Annotated in this window: 12 protein-coding genes; 3 read left to right on the top strand and 9 right to left on the bottom strand. The window is 45.0% G+C overall.

The features are described from left to right. Positions 1-8: 8 nt before the first annotated feature. Together gyrB and asnB are read right to left on the bottom strand one after the other, a co-directional pair. Positions 9-1,949, bottom strand: coding sequence for a DNA topoisomerase (ATP-hydrolyzing) subunit B (gene gyrB, locus GTQ38_RS03630; RefSeq protein WP_161434127.1), 1,941 nt, complete (start codon positions 1,947-1,949; stop codon positions 9-11). 335 nt (positions 1,950-2,284) lie between these two features. Beyond that, the gene (gene asnB / locus GTQ38_RS03625; RefSeq protein WP_161434126.1) at positions 2,285-3,955 is read right to left on the bottom strand and encodes an asparagine synthase B; all 1,671 of its coding nucleotides are present in this window, start codon (positions 3,953-3,955) and stop codon (positions 2,285-2,287) included. A 243-nt stretch (positions 3,956-4,198) separates the two neighbouring features. On the opposite strand from asnB, the gene GTQ38_RS03620 reads away from it, so the two are divergent. Beyond that, a complete protein-coding gene (locus tag GTQ38_RS03620; RefSeq protein WP_161434125.1) occupies positions 4,199-4,738 on the top strand; it encodes a DUF2911 domain-containing protein in 540 nt (179 codons plus the stop codon). Positions 4,739-4,807: 69 nt separating this feature from the next. Here the strand turns inward: GTQ38_RS03620 and GTQ38_RS03615 are convergent, their stop codons facing one another. The 7 genes from GTQ38_RS03615 to GTQ38_RS03585 all read right to left on the bottom strand — a co-directional run bounded on the left by GTQ38_RS03615 (position 4,808) and on the right by GTQ38_RS03585 (position 14,665). Then, a complete protein-coding gene (locus GTQ38_RS03615; protein ID WP_161434124.1) occupies positions 4,808-6,427 on the bottom strand; it encodes an amidohydrolase in 1,620 nt (539 codons plus the stop codon). A 95-nt stretch (positions 6,428-6,522) separates the two neighbouring features. Beyond that, positions 6,523-7,647, bottom strand: coding sequence for an OmpA family protein (locus GTQ38_RS03610; RefSeq protein ID WP_317169036.1), 1,125 nt, complete (start codon positions 7,645-7,647; stop codon positions 6,523-6,525). A 190-nt stretch (positions 7,648-7,837) separates the two neighbouring features. Continuing rightward, positions 7,838-8,419: an SRPBCC family protein gene (locus GTQ38_RS03605; RefSeq protein WP_161434123.1), complete on the bottom strand. Its 582-nt coding sequence runs from the start codon at positions 8,417-8,419 to the stop codon at positions 7,838-7,840. A gap of 72 nt (positions 8,420-8,491) precedes the next feature. After that, on the bottom strand, positions 8,492-9,352 hold the full coding sequence (locus GTQ38_RS03600; RefSeq protein WP_161434122.1) for a helix-turn-helix domain-containing protein: 861 nt from the start codon (positions 9,350-9,352) through the stop codon (positions 8,492-8,494). 97 nt (positions 9,353-9,449) lie between these two features. Beyond that, positions 9,450-9,644, bottom strand: a complete 195-nt coding sequence (locus GTQ38_RS03595; protein ID WP_161434121.1) for a hypothetical protein — start codon at positions 9,642-9,644, stop codon at positions 9,450-9,452. A 137-nt stretch (positions 9,645-9,781) separates the two neighbouring features. Beyond that, positions 9,782-11,536 carry a TonB-dependent receptor gene (locus GTQ38_RS03590; protein ID WP_161434743.1) on the bottom strand — a complete coding sequence of 585 codons (1,755 nt, stop codon included), beginning with the start codon at positions 11,534-11,536 and terminating at the stop codon, positions 9,782-9,784. A gap of 108 nt (positions 11,537-11,644) precedes the next feature. Then, positions 11,645-14,665 (bottom strand): tetratricopeptide repeat protein, encoded by a 3,021-nt coding sequence (locus tag GTQ38_RS03585; protein WP_161434120.1) that lies wholly within the window; start codon positions 14,663-14,665, stop codon positions 11,645-11,647. A gap of 277 nt (positions 14,666-14,942) precedes the next feature. Between GTQ38_RS03585 and GTQ38_RS03580 the strand changes: the two genes are divergently transcribed. Together GTQ38_RS03580 and GTQ38_RS03575 are read left to right on the top strand one after the other, a co-directional pair. Continuing rightward, positions 14,943-15,626 (top strand): cell division ATP-binding protein FtsE, encoded by a 684-nt coding sequence (locus tag GTQ38_RS03580; protein WP_161434119.1) that lies wholly within the window; start codon positions 14,943-14,945, stop codon positions 15,624-15,626. Between the two features lie 100 nt (positions 15,627-15,726). Next, a complete protein-coding gene (locus tag GTQ38_RS03575; RefSeq protein WP_161434118.1) occupies positions 15,727-16,845 on the top strand; it encodes a serine hydrolase domain-containing protein in 1,119 nt (372 codons plus the stop codon). Positions 16,846-16,926: the final 81 nt, after the last annotated feature.

The following is a 16,926-nucleotide window of genomic DNA, read 5'->3' as shown; positions in this document are numbered from 1 at the left end:
ATAGATTCTTATGCATCAATGTTCGCATAAACGGCATTTTTCTCAATAAACTCCCTTCTAGGAGGCACCTCATCACCCATTAACATGGAGAAAATCCGATCCGATTCGGTCGCATTTTCTATGGTGACCTGCCTTAGGGTCCGGTATTCCGGATTCATGGTGGTTTCCCACAACTGTTCAGCGTTCATTTCTCCAAGACCTTTGTAGCGTTGAATACTAGCTCCTCCTTTAAAACTTTCAATGATCTCATCCCGCTCCTTGTCATCCCAGGCATAGCGCCTTTTGGAACCTTTTTTGACCAGGTAAAGCGGTGGAGTTGCAATGTAAACGTGACCGCTTTCTATAAGTTCCCTCATATAGCGGAAGAAAAAGGTAAGAATAAGTGTTTCGATATGACTTCCATCCACATCCGCATCACACATAATGATCACCTTATGGTAGCGTAGTTTTTCAAGGTTCAACGCCTTGCTGTCCTCTTCGGTTCCTATAGTTACCCCGAGAGCGGTATAGATGTTCTTGATCTCCTCATTCTCAAAAACCTTGTGCTGCATTGCCTTTTCCACATTGAGGATCTTACCCCTTAGCGGAAGGATGGCCTGAAAATTTCGATCCCGGCCCTGCTTGGCCGTTCCACCTGCGGAATCTCCCTCAACCAGGAATACTTCACATTTTCCGGGATCCTGCTCGGAGCAATCCGATAACTTCCCGGGTAGCCCGCCACCGGTCATCACGCTTTTGCGCTGAACCATTTCACGGGCTTTGGTGGCCGCGTGTCTTGCCTGGGCAGCCAGGATCACCTTTTGAACGATCATTTTGGCATCGTCCGGATGCTCTTCAAGATAGTTCGTAAGCATTTCGGAAACAGCCTGACTTACCGCAGCAGAAACCTCGCGGTTACCTAATTTGGTCTTTGTCTGACCCTCGAACTGCGGTTCTGCCACTTTTACCGATACGATAGCCGTTAAACCTTCACGGAAATCGTCTCCCGAGACCTCAAACTTCACTTTGTCTAGCATTCCTGAGGAATCCGCGTATTTCTTTAGGGTTGTAGTAAGTCCCCTTCTAAAACCGGATAAATGCGTCCCACCCTCGTGAGTGTTTATATTATTCACGTAAGAGTGCAGGTTTTCGGTATAACTTGAATTGTAGACCATGGCCACTTCCACAGGAATACCATTTTTCTCACCTTCCATGGAGATCACGCTCTGGATAAGCGGTTCCCTGTTACTGTCCAGGAATTTGATGAATTCCTTAAGTCCTTCTTCGGAATAAAAGGTTTCCGAAAGGAATTCTCCTTTTTCGTCTTTCTGGCGTTCGTCAGTTATGCTTATGGTTACGCCCTTATTCAAATAGGCGAGTTCCCTCATTCTATTTGCCAGGGTTTCGTAGCTATATTCGATAGTCTGGGTAAAGATCTCCTTATCCGGATGAAATGTCACAATAGTCCCATTCTCCTTGGAATTGCCAACACTTTTTACGGGATAGAGCGTCCTACCTCTTTGGTACTCCTGCTCCCAGATCTTACCTTCACGATGTACTGTAGCTTTCAGATGATCTGAAAGCGCATTTACCACTGACACACCCACACCGTGTAGACCACCGGAAACCTTATATGAATCTTTGTCGAATTTTCCACCGGCCCCAATCTTGGTCATTACCACTTCCAGTGCCGAAACACCTTCTTTTTTGTGCAGGCCTACCGGAATTCCCCGTCCGTTGTCCTGCACTGTGATGGAGTTCCCCTTCTGAATGGTTACCGTGATGGTATCACAATGGCCTCCCATCGCTTCGTCAATCGAATTATCTACTACCTCATAAACCAAATGATGCAACCCTCTGACACCTACATCACCGATGTACATAGACGGTCTCATCCGCACGTGTTCGATCCCTTCCAGCGCTTGAATGCTATCCGCTGAATAATTGTTCTGTTTTACTTCTTCACTCATAAGATTTCAAAGTTGTTCTTGCTTCGTTTTTTGGCATCCTACAAATATAACCAATACCCCATGGAATATAGGTTTTTAGGACTTTTTTAGCATTGAAGTTATTAACAAAAATTGTGGAAAATATACAGTTCAAATACAGTGCCAAAATCGTCTTATTTTCAGTTAAATCCGCTATCTGAATAAGGCCTGGAAACGACCTCTTTTAGTTGCCTCTCAGATACCGGCCGCCACGTTATCCCAAACAAAAGAAGCACCGAAATAACGGTGCTTCTTACGGACTAATTAAAATAAAAACAAACCTGCCTTTACTGTGGCAGGCAACAGAATCTCAAAAGTTATTTTTCGTAAGCATCTTCGTGAACGAACGCGACAGCCCTTCCTGAAGGGTCATTCATGTTCTTAAAGGCCTCATCCCATTCCAGAGCTATCTGGGTGCTACAGGCCACAGAAGCTTCCTGAGGAACGCTTAAAGCGGCTGCATCTGAAGGGAAATGCCCCTCAAAAATAGACCGGTAATAGTATTCTTCCTTGGAGGTTGGGGTCTGCAAGGGGAAGCGGAATTTAGCATTGGCCAATTGTTCATCGGTTACTTTCTCTTCTACAAGCTGTTTCAGTGTATCTATCCAACTGTATCCCACTCCATCAGAGAACTGCTCCTTCTGCCTCCAGGCAACGCTTTCGGGCAGGTAATCTTCAAAAGCCTTCCTTACGACCCATTTCTCCATACGTTCACCATTGATCAGTTTGTCCTTTGGGTTTATCCGCATGGCCACATCGATAAACTCTTTATCCAGAAATGGCACACGCCCTTCTATTCCCCATGCCGCTAATGACTTATTGGCACGTAAACAATCGTACATATGCAATTTGCTCAGTTTACGGACTGTTTCTTCGTGAAAATCCTTTGCGCTGGGGGCTTTATGGAAATATAAATACCCTCCAAACAATTCATCCGCACCTTCCCCTGACAGTACCATTTTTATGCCCATGGACTTAATTACCCTGGCCATAAGATACATGGGTGTAGAGGCTCTTACGGTAGTGATATCATAGGTTTCCAGGTTGTAGATCACATCCCTGATCGCATCAAGGCCTTCCTGAATCGTAAACTTGATCTCGTGGTGTATGGTACCGATATGGTCTGCCACTCTCTGAGCGGCTTCAAGATCGGGAGACCCTTCCAACCCTACAGAAAAGGAATGCAACTGAGGCCACCAGGCTTCCTTGGTGTCACCGGACTCAATACGCATTTGCGAATATTTCTTTGCGATGGCGGAGGTGACCGAGGAGTCAAGACCACCGGAAAGCAGCACCCCATAAGGCACATCAGACATCAATTGTCTGTGAACCGCGGCCTCCAGGGCCTCTCGTATCTCCCGTATACTGGTCTCGTTTTCCTTAACGGCCTCATATTCCATCCAGTCGCGGCTGTACCATTTCTTTAATTCGCCTTCAGCACTATGCAAATAGTGCCCGGGGGGAAACAATTCAATTTTTGAACAGGTCCCTTCCAATGCTTTCAATTCTGAAGCCACATAAAAGGTACCGTGCTTATCCCAGCCCATATAAAGCGGGATAATCCCCATATGGTCTCTGGCAATAAAATATTCTTCTTTCTCTGAATCGTAGATAGCAAAACCGAAAATTCCGTTCATCTCATCAACGAATTCAGGACCTTTTTCCTTATAGAGCGCAAGTATCACTTCACAGTCAGACTCCGTACGGAACTCATACCGGCCTTCAAATTGCTTTCGCAATTCCCTGTGGTTATAAATTTCACCGTTAGCTGCCAATACCAGCTTTCCGTCCTGGCTGAACAAAGGTTGCTTCCCTGAGGCGGGATCTACTATCGCAAGTCTTTCATGAGCCAAAACCGCCTTTTCATCGGCGTAAATACCACTCCAGTCCGGCCCTCTATGCCTTAGTTTTTTGGACATTTCCAATAATCTGGGACGTAAAATCTCGGTGCTTTCCTTTACATCAAACGCACATACAATTCCACACATAAATAGTTTAATTTATCAGTTAAGAATACAAAGTTGTTTAGAAACTTTCAATTAACAAATATAAATAGAACATATAGTTATAAATTATAACATATATTTCAATATTAGATTAGTATTGTAATTTATAGCGCCAATAAACTCTTAATAATCCGAATTATGTAAGCTCAGGAAATTTTAACGACTTTTTATAAACCAAGCATTGAAAAAGCATTTAGCTTTAGCGAATATTAAACAATCACTATCATGAAGAAATTATTGACACTAGCAACCATGGTATTTGCTATGGTATTCACAACTCAACTTTCAGCTCAGGATTTTAGCGGTCTGGACAAGAGCCCTGCGGACATTGCTTCCTACCCATCCAGCGGTCGTATCTCGGACAAAAGTGTCCGGGTCATCTACAGCAGACCTCAATTAAAAGGACGTTCTATGGCGGATCTGGCACCTGCAGGTAAGGTTTGGAGAACCGGAGCCAACGAGGCTGTTGAGATTACCTTGTATAAGGATGCAACCGTAGGCGGGCAGGCTGTAAAGGCCGGGACCTATTCCCTGTTTACTATTCCAGGTGATGGAGAGTGGACTGTAATTCTAAACAGCAAACTCAACCAATGGGGAGCCTATTCTTACGACGAATCTGCTGATGTTGCAAGGGTAAAGGCCAAAGTAAGTGAAGGAAACAAATCGTTGGAGGCCTTTTCCATCGCCTATAAGGAAGTGGATGGCGGTGTACATATGATCATGGGATGGGGCACCACAAGGGTCGCACTCCCAATATCATTTTAGCATACCTTCTAAACAGAAATGAAATGAGCCAGGAAGTACTTACTTCCTGGTTTTTTTGTTATTATAATCTTATTCAGCGATCCGGCCATCTATGTAGACCTGCTCGGCCTGAACGTTGGGAATGTCCTCGTCCCGAATACTCATAATATCCTCACTTAGGACCACAAAGTCAGCGAATTTACCTGGCTCTATACTGCCTTTTTCGTTTTCTTCGAAGTTGGAGTAGGCAGCCCAAATGGTCATTCCCTTTAAGGTTTCCTCCCTGGACAATACTTCTTCCGGCATAAAGCCACCTTCGGGGTAATTTTCGAGGTCCTTTCGGGCTACTGCAGCGTAAAAGGTGAGAAAAGGGCTTACCTCTTCTACTGGAAAATCCGTTCCCAGGGCCACCAATCCGGCTGCATGAAGTAGTGTTCTGAAAGCGTAAGCGCCTTTAATCCTATCTTCTCCCAGACGGTCTTCCGCCCAATACATATCGCTGGTGGCATGGGTAGGTTGTACCGAAGGAATGATACCCTGTTTGAAGAATTCAAAATCTTTGGGACTGATCACCTGGGCGTGCTCCACTTTCCATCTTCTGTCCGTTTTGTTTTCCAGGGCCTTTTGATACGCTCTGAGGACAGCGACATTTGCAGAGTCCCCTATGGCATGTGTATTCATTTGATACTCAGAGGCGGCTATACGCATGGCTAGTTCCTCCATGTCTTCGGCAGGAGTGATCATAGCGCCGAAATGACCGGGATGATCGGAATAAGGCTCTTTCAAAGCTGCTCCGCGTGAGCCCAAAGCACCGTCCGCATACACCTTGACGGAGCCTACGTGCAGTTTTTCCGTTTTACGGACACCTTTATCCAGGTAATAGTCCAGGTTTTCTTTTCTATTGCTGATCATCGCGTAAACTCTGATAGACAATTCACCAGCCTGTTGTAAACTGTCTATCAACTCTATGACCGAGCGATCCAATCCAGCGTCATTCACCGTGGTGAGGCCATAGTCAAAACAGATCTTCTGAGCCGCTTTCAGCGCCTGGATCTGCTCTGCCCGGCTGGGTGGGGGCATGGTCGCTTCAACAAGGTTCATCGGGCTGTCTACGAGTACTCCGGTGGGCTGCCCCGCTTCTTTGACAATCTCTCCTCCCTCAACTTGAGTTTGCCCATCAATGCCCGCCAAATCCAGGGCCTTTTGATTTACCAAAAACGCATGCCCGTCTACCCTCTCCAAAGCCACCGGTATATCCGGAAAAAGCTCGTCCAATTCCTTCCTGGTAGGGAATTCTTTGATCTCCCAATCATTCTGGTCCCATCCCCTGCCCCGGATAAAGCTACTGGGATTTTGTTCCTGAAAGGCCTTTACCAGCTCCAAAACTTCTTCATAGCTCTCCGTGCCGACCAGGTCCACAACTTGTTGATTTAATCCCAATCCGTAGAAATGACAGTGCGCGTCTATAATACCTGGAATGATGGTCTTACCATCAGCATCCACTACGGTTTCAGAGCTATACTTTTCGGTTATGAGGTTTTCAGTACCCACGGCGACAAACTTTCCATCCTTTACAGCAAAGGATTCCGCTTTGCTGAAGTTGTCGTCAACGGTATAGATATTGGCATTTAGGACGATCATATCTACCGTTTCTTTGGAGTATTCACATCCTAGACAAATAAGGATGATCAGGAACAGGAATTTTTTCATTACTATAAGGGTTCTTCGTGTGTTCTCCGCGGCCGCAATAGGCCTGAAAGAACGGATAGCCAACAAATATAATTATTTTGAACTGGCAAAGGGGATCACCTGATCGGCGCTTTGCTGATTACAAATTCTACCCTGCGATTCTGCCGTCTCCCCTCCTCTGTGGCGTTATCCGCTATTGGCCGGGAACCCCCAAGTCCTTTCCAGCGCAACCTGTCTGCTTCCAGTCCCAGACTCTTCATGAAATCAGCAACCGCGAGACAGCGGTTTTCCGAAAGTCTTTGATTATAGGATTTACCGCCTTTGGTATCAGTATGCCCTTCGATGTAGATCATAAGTGAAGTATCGGTCCTAAGGTATTCATAGATCCTGCTAAGTTCTTCCTTTGCTTCGCTTTTTAGCTCATACTTATCAAAAGAGAAGAGTACATTCTCAAAGACCATGGACTTATCGAGTTCGTAATCTGGAGTCTGTGTAGGGAGTTCTGCAATAGCAGTTTCAGCATCATTCTGGTTCCGCCTGATCTGCCTTAGCTCCACCATGTCAATATAATAATAGGCTCCCTTACGGGCATCCCGTTTGGTCTTGAATTTCCTGGTGCGGTTATTCCTTTGAAAGTTACCTATGGTCATGTAATTTTCTGTACCCTTGGCTTCAAAACGCGTATTGACCAGTATCCAGTCTTTGGTATCCCTGTAGAAATTCGTATATCCGATCTCCATACTGTTGTAGGCATTGCCTTGCTGCCGGTACAAATGCATACGGGATAAGGTCTTCTTAATATCTACCACTAATTCATCCCTGGAAAACAAAACTCCAAAATCCTTTACAGCGTAATCCGAGCGTTCGGCCAGACTTACGTAAAACGATAGTTCGTAGGAAACACCTTTTTTCAGGGTTTCTGTCAAGGCTACCTGGATGTATTCGCGGTAATCGTCAGGAGCATAGAGGTAGAGTCCGGCATAGCCTTTGCCAAAATCGGAGGGCTGTTCTCCATTAAAGTTTTTAGGAGTACCCATGGCCTTGCTACAGGAATTAAAGTAATCCGTAGATCCATGGGTAGGCGTGCTCCAATGGGCCACATCAGAAGCAAAATTACCCAGACTGGACGGGCATTTCTCATATTCTTCGAAACTGGGGTTCTTCACCAGATTTTGGGCAGAACCGTCCGAAACCCAAAGAATTAGAGCGGATATGACGATATGTAGCCATAACGGTCTCACGAAAATTCAAGGCTTTAATAATTCACTAAAGCTAAATTACAGAATATGGGGCATTTAGTGATTTTTTTAAGGCCATCCTTCGCCTAAGTGGCTTAAAATTAGGGTGTAATGAGCAAATCACTATGGTTTATAAATGCAAAACCCCGGTTCCTGAAGGAGCCGGGGTTCGGAATTTTCATGCCTAATGCATCTAAGAATACTTCTTACGGATCTTCCTGAAATTTTCTTTTGTCACCTTTTCACCGGTTTTTGCGTGATGTTCAACAGCAATAAAATAATCCCGGATCATTTTTTTGAATTTCCCCTTGGCCATGGCACCCATGAATGCAGGTTTGGTCCTGTATTGCATACTAAAAGTAAACCTGCTCTGCCCATTGCTAAGGGCTTCTACTTTGTATATGGCTTTGGTGTATTCCGGGTCCACCGGAAAGCGGCCGGCCTGGTAAACAGTGTTGGTAAAGCTCATCTCCTCTGGGCGATAGTTCGTCATTTTTTCTTTAACGAACTTAGTCCCTTTCTTGTTGAAGGTACATACCCTTTCAGCTCCCTCTTCAGCTTTAAGCGTACCATTGACGTAGTCAGAGGACATTATCATGGGATGCGAATAGGCAATGGCTCCATAATCTTCCCCTACAATAGCCCATACTTTTTCCGCAGGAACGTCAAGGACTTTTGATTCCGTGAATTGCTGTACTTTCTTTTGTGCCTGAACCGTAGTTGCGAAGGTGAGAACAAAAAGAAATACTGTGTTTTTTTTAATTGCATCTGTCATTTTTTTGAATTTAGGGTTATCACTGGATTACCCTACAAAGATGAGACGTGCAACGCGGAAGTTTTTGGACAATCAGTCCAAAGATTTGTCTTTGACGTTCAGTCGAAAATCACTTGGCGAAAGCCCGTGGAACTTCTGAAAAGACCTGGAAAAGTGTGCCAAATCCGAAAAACCGCAATCGAAAGCGATGGATGAGACCCTAAGATCGGTAACCTTTAATAGTTTGGCCGCCTTTTTCAGTTTTTGCTCTTTGATATACTTGGCCGGGGAAGTACCGTAATGTTTTTGGAATTCCCGTTTAAAAGAGGACAAGCTAAGGTGGGTGAGTTTGGAAAGTTCTTCTACAGAAAAGTTATTGTATAGATTCGCTTCAATTACAGCCTTAAACTCTACCTCAACCCGGGTGAACAGGCCTGCCAGGATCTGCTTGACGGTCTCTGCATTATCCGTTTTCGCCAGTATCAGTATGAGTTCTTTCAGTTTTAGTTTGAGGATCTCTTCGGTAACAATACTGGGGTTGTCAAAATAGAATTGCAGATTGTCTATATAACTCTTTAAAAGTTCTGACGACTCGTATTTTTCCAGTTGCAGGGGTTGCACTTCGTTAACCTTTAAAAGAAAATCCGGAAACTCCTTATCGTAGATCATCCTTAATACCTCCAATGGGAGATGCACCGCAACTGCCTCGCAAAATTCCGAATCGTCCGAGGCCAGAACATCGCAAAAATAGCTACCGCACTGCATGACCACACCTTCTTTCCGGTCTACCAGCTGTTTCTCAGTAGGTGCATAAACGGCGTTGCTCCCTTTGAGAAGGTAAAAAAAGCAGGCTTCATCGGGCATGCTATAAAAAAATCTGAAGGGCGGTGAAACCACGGCCTTTTCAAAGACTTTTTTACCATAAAGATTGATCTGTTTGTAGTCCTGGATCATTCTCAGTGCTCGTTTAAGGCACTAAACTACGTCAAATTCTGTGGAGTAATTTGTCTATTTGGTCCAAATCCTTGGCATTTTAAATGGCCCGGATGGATCAGCTGGAGCCAGGGGTGGCTACTTGTTTCTGGCTAGACTTTTTATGACAGGAGAATTCGGATTTTGGTTCTACTTGCTCAGTTTTTTCGTTTTCCAGTACGGGTTTGTCAAAACCGTAGTTTGTAAGGGCGGAGATCACAATGACCGGAAAAATGAGAACAATAAAGGAAGTAATGAGATGACGTCTCTTCACAATTGATCAGGTTTATGATTGATGATAGGAAAAAGGTAGAAATTTATGAGCAGCCAGGGTAACACTTTAGGAAAAGTTTAGTTTAAAACTATCTTAAAGTTTTTCCCAGGGATTGGCAATAAACTCTCGTAACCCCTTTAAAAATCGAACTTATAGGTTACTCCACCTAATATCTGGAAACTCTGAACACGGAAGTTCGCCCAACGTTGATATTGATTGTTTGCAATATTACTGGCTTTTGCGAATACGGAAAGCTGCTCATTGATACGGTATCCCAAATGCGCATTTGCATCAAAGAAACTGTCCAGGGTCAATACATTGGTTATGAAGTCTTCAGGGTCCGCACCCTGTACCGCGACAGAACTCAGGTCTTCCCGTTCTCCTACGTAGAATAGATTGGCGCCCATGAACCACTGTTCCCCGATCTGGTAATCCAGGAAAAGCGATCCTTGAAGATTGGGTAAGTTCCAGGCTGGGTTATCCGTTTCAGTGTCGTAATCATAGACTTCGGCATTAATACCAAAGGAAAAATTCCGGTTAATATCCACATTCAATTCGCCAAAAATGCCCAGCGTTTTGATGTCGTCATAAAACACTTCGAAAGAGTTCCCGAAATAGTACCCCTTTTCGTCGTCCCGGAAGGGGTTTTGCGGATTGAGTTTGAACAGTGGCCTTCTGTTTTCTGCGGTATAAGAGCCTTTAATGTTATAGCTCAGGTTTGGGAGTAATTGTCCTTTAAGTCCAACATAAGCATCGTATTGCTGATCCGTAGGCAGAATACTCAGGGTAGGTGAAACATAGGGATTGTCCTGTACAAAATCATAGTACGAATTCTGTTGCAGCCTTCCTTCTACTCCCCCATAGGCAATGGCCACATCGTCTAAGAGGCGATAGGAAGCGGTGACTGCCGGGTAGATATAAAAATTGTTATCGCTGTTTTCATTATCCAATCCATAGACGATATTCGCTCCGAGGTTCAGGGTTAGTTCATCCCTTAGGATCAGCAGGCTTGGAGTAACACCGAACTGCACATGACTGTAATCTATTGGCGGATTGTTTAGCTCGTTATTGACATTGGCGTTTTCGAAACTGCCTCCTACATAGTCGATTCGCGTCTTAATGGTAAACAATTCTTCTGTTATCGGCAGTTCAAATACCGGGGCCAAAACTGCCCGGTTCTCTCCGGAATCCACTTCATCCCAAAATCGCCTGAAGAGCAGTTCTCCTTTTTTAAAGGCAGAATCTTCTATGTTTATATGAGCCCCTGCCTCTGCAGTGAAATAATTCTGTCCTTCGTCTATTGCGTTAATAGTAGTTTCGTCAAATACATTTTCCGGCAGGCCGTACCAATTATATCGCTGATGCTGCAGACCGATATTAGCTCCCCAGTCAAGATCCCTATCTTTTTTGGAATAGGAAGCCTCCAGTTTGGTATTGTAAAAATCCGTATCCAGAGGGGTATTGTCTATATCTCCCCTGGAGGAATGATGATTCAGGGCCACGTCTATTCGTTCATCTCCCCTATTGATATCACGGCTGGTATAGAAATCCACCAGGGCATTGTTAAAATTACCCAAGCCAACTGAGGCATACGAATTATAGATCTTCTCCGGCTTACTTCGCTTCACCCTGGCTGCCTTGCCCTTGGCCGGAGTAAAGGTAGATGCCACCGGCACAGAAAAGATACTGTAGTTGATCTTTTTTTTCTGGAGTACAATGGAATCGTTCAGATTCGGTGTAGACCGGATCTTAAAGGCATCCGATACCGTAGGGGAATAAGGCCTGACCACGGTTACGGTCTCCGTTCCTATGTCGGTATCCCGCTCCTGGGCCATCCCCCATTGACTCAGGCATACCGTAAACAGGAACGCCAAACTGATCTGTTGTCGCATCATGTGTTCTTCTCAATTATATCTTTCTTTCCGACACGGTTGGAAAGCGGAAAGAACAATCTCATATTGGTTTGGACAAAGGCATATAACCTGCCTGTCCTCACGTTTTTAGTTGCCATCCGAATTCACGGATGAGTTTCGCTGTGCTTCTTTAGCTTTTATTATGGCTAATTCGCCTTCTGCCTCGGCAACGATCTCCGGATACTGGCCGAAATTCGCTATTACACTTTCCAGAATATAAGTGGCCTGATAGGCATCGTCAAGCGCATAAAAATTCGATGCCATAAGCAACAGACCTTTTCCTCCCCATTCCTTATATGCGGCATAGTCTTTGGCCAGTTTTTGTACTGAATTATTTGAAGCTTCGTACTCATTGGCCTTATTCTTAAAGTAGGCGTCATAGTACAAGGCCTCTGCCGCGGTTGCTCCTGTGGCTATCTTTAGCACTTTCGCATAGGCCTCTTCAGCCTTAATTTCGTCCCCGGTCTGAATGGCCGATCTCGCGATCATGATCTGGGCGTCACTCTTAATACGATTGTCTATACCCGAAGTGGCAAGTACTTTTTCCGCATAAGCCAGGGTCTGATCGTAATTCTTCTGCTGGTAATAGCCCTTCATCAGGTTAGACCTCGCGAAAGTCCGGTTCTGATTGATATCCGCCGTTGCTTCCAGGCGTTCCAGATAAGAAATGGCACTGTTATAATCGTCCTTACCGATATAGATCTCACAAACACGTGTGAGCGCTTGTTCCCCATATTCGCTGGTACCGCTGTCCACAACCGTTAGGTAATGAGGCAGTGCGTTGTCTTTTTCGTTTTTTGCATAGTACAACTGGGCTAAATTAAAGCTGGCTTTAACCGCATTAATGCCATTGGGAAATTCTTTGAGGTAATTTTCGTATCCCCTTATAGCCGCATCCTTTTTACCGTCAAGGTTTTGCTTGTCCGCAGACTCAAATGTAGCCTCATCCAGTTCGGTATCTGTTACTTCCACAAAGTCCAATCCTTGTACCCATTGCGCGTACTCGTTAACGCGTCCGAGGTCTACATAGATCAGTTTGGCAGTTGCCACTGCCTGAACGGCTTCCTGGCTGTTCGGATAATCCCTTACTACCGTCTTGAATTTTGAAAGCGCCTTTTCATTTCGGCTGGCATTGTAGTGAACCAGTCCCTGTCTCAGCAGTGCCCGCGACACCAGTGGGCTTCTTTTGTATTCCCCTATTAGCCTGTCATAAGTTTGCAGACCTTCAGTCTCACGGTTGGCCTTTATATAGGAATTACCCAACTCAAAGAGCGCATCGTCTTTGAGGGAAGACCTGGGATACCTGGAAACAAAACTTCCCAATTCTTCCAGCTTACTGTCATTTTTACCTACAAAGCCATAGCTGATCGCCTTTTGAAAGGCAGCGTAATCCTTTTCAGGGCCATTGGTTTGCAGGGCGCTATTGTAAGACTCTATGGCCGGCCAGTATTTGCTGGTTACAAAATAGCTATCCCCCAACCTTACATAGGCATCATTTAGTTTCTCTCCGCTGCTGTGCTTGTCTGCATAGGCCTTGTAGTAGGCTATGGCATTGCCATAATCTTTTAACTTAAAATGGGTGTACCCCAGATTGTAATCGAGATCATCGTACTCCGGGGTGGAAGTTGCTATGGAATTTTGTTTGAAGCGGGTAAAATCCGCAAGTGCCTGGTCAAAACGGTTCAAAAGGTACTCCGATTCCCCCTTCCAATAACTCGCTCTGGCCTCAAAAAGGGCATCGGCAGCATTGTTCAAGGATTTTTCAAAGCTTTCCGAAGCTGCAGCGTAATCCGCCTCAAGAAAGAGCTCTACACCCCGGTAAAAAGCGACTTTCTGATAGGTTGCTTTGCTGGCGAAATCCCGGTTTTCTTCCAGCAACTCCATCGCACCATTAAAGTTTTTGGAGGTGATGTACGAATCCACCAGCAACTCCTGCATTTCTTCTGAATGCTCGTCATTGGGATATTTTTCCAGGTAGGAAGTCAGTACAGTAGGAACCGGCTCATAGGCATTCCCGATCTCATAACTCAACCTGGCGTAATTCAACAAAGCGTCTTTCTGCATTTCCGGACTAAAGTCCATCTGAGATGCATTCCGGAAGGCATTGAGGGCTTCCTGCTTTTTGTCCAGATTCAGGTAACACTCGGCCAGGTGGTAATAGGCATTCTGGGAAACGCTGTTCGTGCCTCCGATGATCTTGTTGAATTGTTGGATGGCATTGGCGAAATCTTCCTGCTTATAATAGCAGTATCCCAGCAGATAATAGTCCGTATTGCTCCATTTCCCTCGTTTTCCCTTGTACTGTTCCAGGTACGGAATGGCCTCACTATACTGTTGTAAGTTGAAATAGCTCTCCCCGATGATCTTGTTCAGTTCGGAAACCTCCCTGCGGTCTGATTTTGGAAGCTGCTTTTCCGCCAGTGCTATGGCTTCCTGGAAATTCCCCAGTTTGAAATTCATATCCGCCTGGTAATAAGACAGTTTTTCGTCCAGCAATTCCTGGTCTGTGATCTGGTCAAAACGCTCATTTGCCCCTTCGTAATCGTCCTGTTGGTATGCGATATATCCCAGGTAATACTGAGCCTGGGAACCGTATGTGGGAGAGTTCTGAACCTTGCTCATGTAACGCTCCGCCTCTTTGGGTTTCCGGGAGGAAAAAAGGGAATAGCCCATATTAAAATTAAAGCGATCCTTCTCCTTTCGGGAAAGTGAACTCTGATCCACTTTCTTATACCATTTTAAGGCGTAGGGATACTTACCATTCTCAAAATAGTAGTCGGCCACGTCTGAAAAGGCAGAATTTCGTTTTGTAGATGTGGGATACCGTTCGACAAAATCCTCCATGAGGCGATCTGCACCAAGCTGGTTTAGTCTGACGGCTGCATTTGCCACAAAGTAGGCGCTATTCGCTTCAGTTTCAGCATCCCGTGTGGAGGATTTAACCTGTTCAAATAAGGTTTGTGCTGCCTGGTACTGTTTTTCGTTATACAGTGCCAGCGCTTGCTGATATAACTTCTGGTCGTGTGTGTAGATCCTTGATTCCTGTCCCTGGCCGAGAAAGAAGGCTCCAGCCAATATCAGGAATAAAACGGTGTTTTTCTGGCGCATAATGTTCTCTTGCCGTTAAGAATTACCGGATTTTCTCTTAATAACGTCAAATATTGTTCCGAAGTATATTAGCCAACGAAATAACATATTTTTAAGGGTTTCCGGCTTGTACTAAATGGGAACTTATCACTTTAATATCAACAGTTTTACGCCTGGACATCCGGTTTATATGGCCTTGGGAAAACGATTTGTTCCTATCACCTTTTCATCACATCAATTTTAATCGATCTCAACACTGCGATGTAAAATGAAGTAATCATTGATTATCTTTGGCCTCATGGCTGAAAGCATCTTAACATTAAAGGACGTCGCTGTTTACCAAAAGGAAAATATGGTGTTGAACAACATCAGCCTGGAGGTAAAAAAGGGGGAATTTGTTTACCTGATCGGGAAAACGGGAAGTGGGAAAAGCAGTTTTATGAAGACGCTCTACGCAGACCTGCCAATGAAGGAAGGCAACGGCCGGATCGTAGGCTTCAACCTCAAGACCCTTGAAGAAAAAGACATTCCTTTTCTCAGGAGAAAGCTGGGTATAGTATTCCAGGATTTTAAACTGCTTCCGGATAGAAATATCAATAAAAACCTGGAATTCGTACTCAAAGCCACGGGATGGAAGGATCCGGGAAAAATGCAAACCCAGATAGAGGAGGTACTGGAGAAAGTTGGGATGAAAACCAAGGGCTTTAAGTTTCCGCATGAGCTTTCAGGAGGGGAACAGCAGCGTATAGCCATTGCAAGGGCGCTTCTGAATGACCCTGAACTCATCCTGGCTGATGAACCTACAGGGAATCTGGATCCTCAAACCAGTGTTGAGGTCATGAAAGTATTACAGGAGATCAACAAGGCAGGCCGTACCATACTGATGGCCACCCATGACTACGCCCTGATCCTGAAATATCCCTCCAAAACCCTGAAATGTGATGGCCAGAAGGTCTTCGAGGTGATCCAGAAGGCTGTCTGATCACAGAACACTGTCACCCACCCAATTTAAGCTGTAACAGCTGGTAAAATTCTTTGTCTTTGCTATGTGGTTTTCCACCTCTAGCCTCCATGCGCATAAGATGAAGAACAAAATCTACTCCCTTTTAGCAGCCTGCACCTTATTGCTGCTGAACTTTGGATATAGCCAGGAACTTCCAGATAGTGAAAGTCTCAAGGCGATTGCAGACGAGTATTTAGAGGTCAACCCGGAGGCAAGCGGAGTAATCGCGGCCATTGGAAACTCTGGCTCAAAAGCCTGGAAATACAGCAAAGGTTACAAAGGGCTTGGCAGGGATTCCTTTCTGACCGGTAAGGAAGCTTTTATCGCCGCCAGTATTACCAAAACCTTTGTTGCAGTATGTATTTTACAATTGGAGGAAGAGGGAAAACTGGCTATTTCCGATAAGGTAACTCGGTACCTGGACGAGGAGTTGATCAGGCGCCTAAGTCTTTACAAAGGTTCTTCTTATGAAAACAAGATCACTATAGCGCAACTCCTCAGGCATACCAGTGGGATCTTCGATTATCTAAACGAAACCCAGACACATTTGGAGGCCTATAAAAATCATCCACAACGCACCTATACCCTGGAAGACAGAGTGGCTATTGCCTTGGACGTAGGGTCTGCCACAAGTCGCCCCGGAGAATACCATTACTCTAACACCAACTATATCCTGCTCGGAATGATCCTTGAGAAACTGGAGAGCAAAGATATCGGTAGCATTATCAACCAAAGGATTATTGTGCCTTTAGGTCTTAATAACACCAGCCTGAACCCGGAGGAAAAAATGATGTCCAAAATGCTTAAGGGTTACTATACCGATTGGGACCTCACCTCCTTCACCTATTACTTCAATCGTCAGAATCCGGCCGGCGGGATACTGACTACTGTGGACGACCTTTTAATATTTGGAAACGCGGTGTTCAGTGGGAGGCTTTTCCGATCACCCTTAACACTAGAAAAAATGTTGAACTTTCACAAAGGCTATGGCCTGGGCGTGATGCAGTTTGAGAAAAACAGGAAAACGGGCAGGGTCGTCGGGCATAGTGGCTTCGATCCGGGATATACCTGTTACCTGGCTTATGTGGAAAAACCCGGACTAACGGTAGTCACAGTGATCAATCAGTCTGAATTACGAGTCAACATGCCTGCATTTTTGGTTGTTAAGATGGTGCATTTGATCAAAGAGGGACTATAATCACCCAGGATAAAGGTACGGTCAACGAAAGCTGGGCTGTTAAAATTATGTTCGTCTCATCTTTTTGTTATTTTTGCCCTG

Source organism: Poritiphilus flavus (genome assembly GCF_009901585.1).
Taxonomy (GTDB): Bacteria; Bacteroidota; Bacteroidia; order Flavobacteriales; family Flavobacteriaceae; genus Poritiphilus; species Poritiphilus flavus.
Note: the sequence above shows the minus strand (reverse complement) of the source record. Positions and strands in the feature narration are given on the sequence as shown.

Coding starts and splice junctions, on each gene's coding strand:
- gyrB (WP_161434127.1), bottom strand. CDS start 1,949: ATGAGTGAAGAAGTAAAACAGAACAATTATTCAGCGGATAGCATTCAA.
- asnB (WP_161434126.1), bottom strand. CDS start 3,955: ATGTGTGGAATTGTATGTGCGTTTGATGTAAAGGAAAGCACCGAGATT.
- GTQ38_RS03620 (WP_161434125.1), top strand. CDS start 4,199: ATGAAGAAATTATTGACACTAGCAACCATGGTATTTGCTATGGTATTC.
- GTQ38_RS03615 (WP_161434124.1), bottom strand. CDS start 6,427: ATGAAAAAATTCCTGTTCCTGATCATCCTTATTTGTCTAGGATGTGAA.
- GTQ38_RS03605 (WP_161434123.1), bottom strand. CDS start 8,419: ATGACAGATGCAATTAAAAAAAACACAGTATTTCTTTTTGTTCTCACC.
- GTQ38_RS03600 (WP_161434122.1), bottom strand. CDS start 9,352: ATGATCCAGGACTACAAACAGATCAATCTTTATGGTAAAAAAGTCTTT.
- GTQ38_RS03590 (WP_161434743.1), bottom strand. CDS start 11,536: ATGCGACAACAGATCAGTTTGGCGTTCCTGTTTACGGTATGCCTGAGT.
- GTQ38_RS03585 (WP_161434120.1), bottom strand. CDS start 14,665: ATGCGCCAGAAAAACACCGTTTTATTCCTGATATTGGCTGGAGCCTTC.
- GTQ38_RS03580 (WP_161434119.1), top strand. CDS start 14,943: ATGGCTGAAAGCATCTTAACATTAAAGGACGTCGCTGTTTACCAAAAG.
- GTQ38_RS03575 (WP_161434118.1), top strand. CDS start 15,727: ATGAAGAACAAAATCTACTCCCTTTTAGCAGCCTGCACCTTATTGCTG.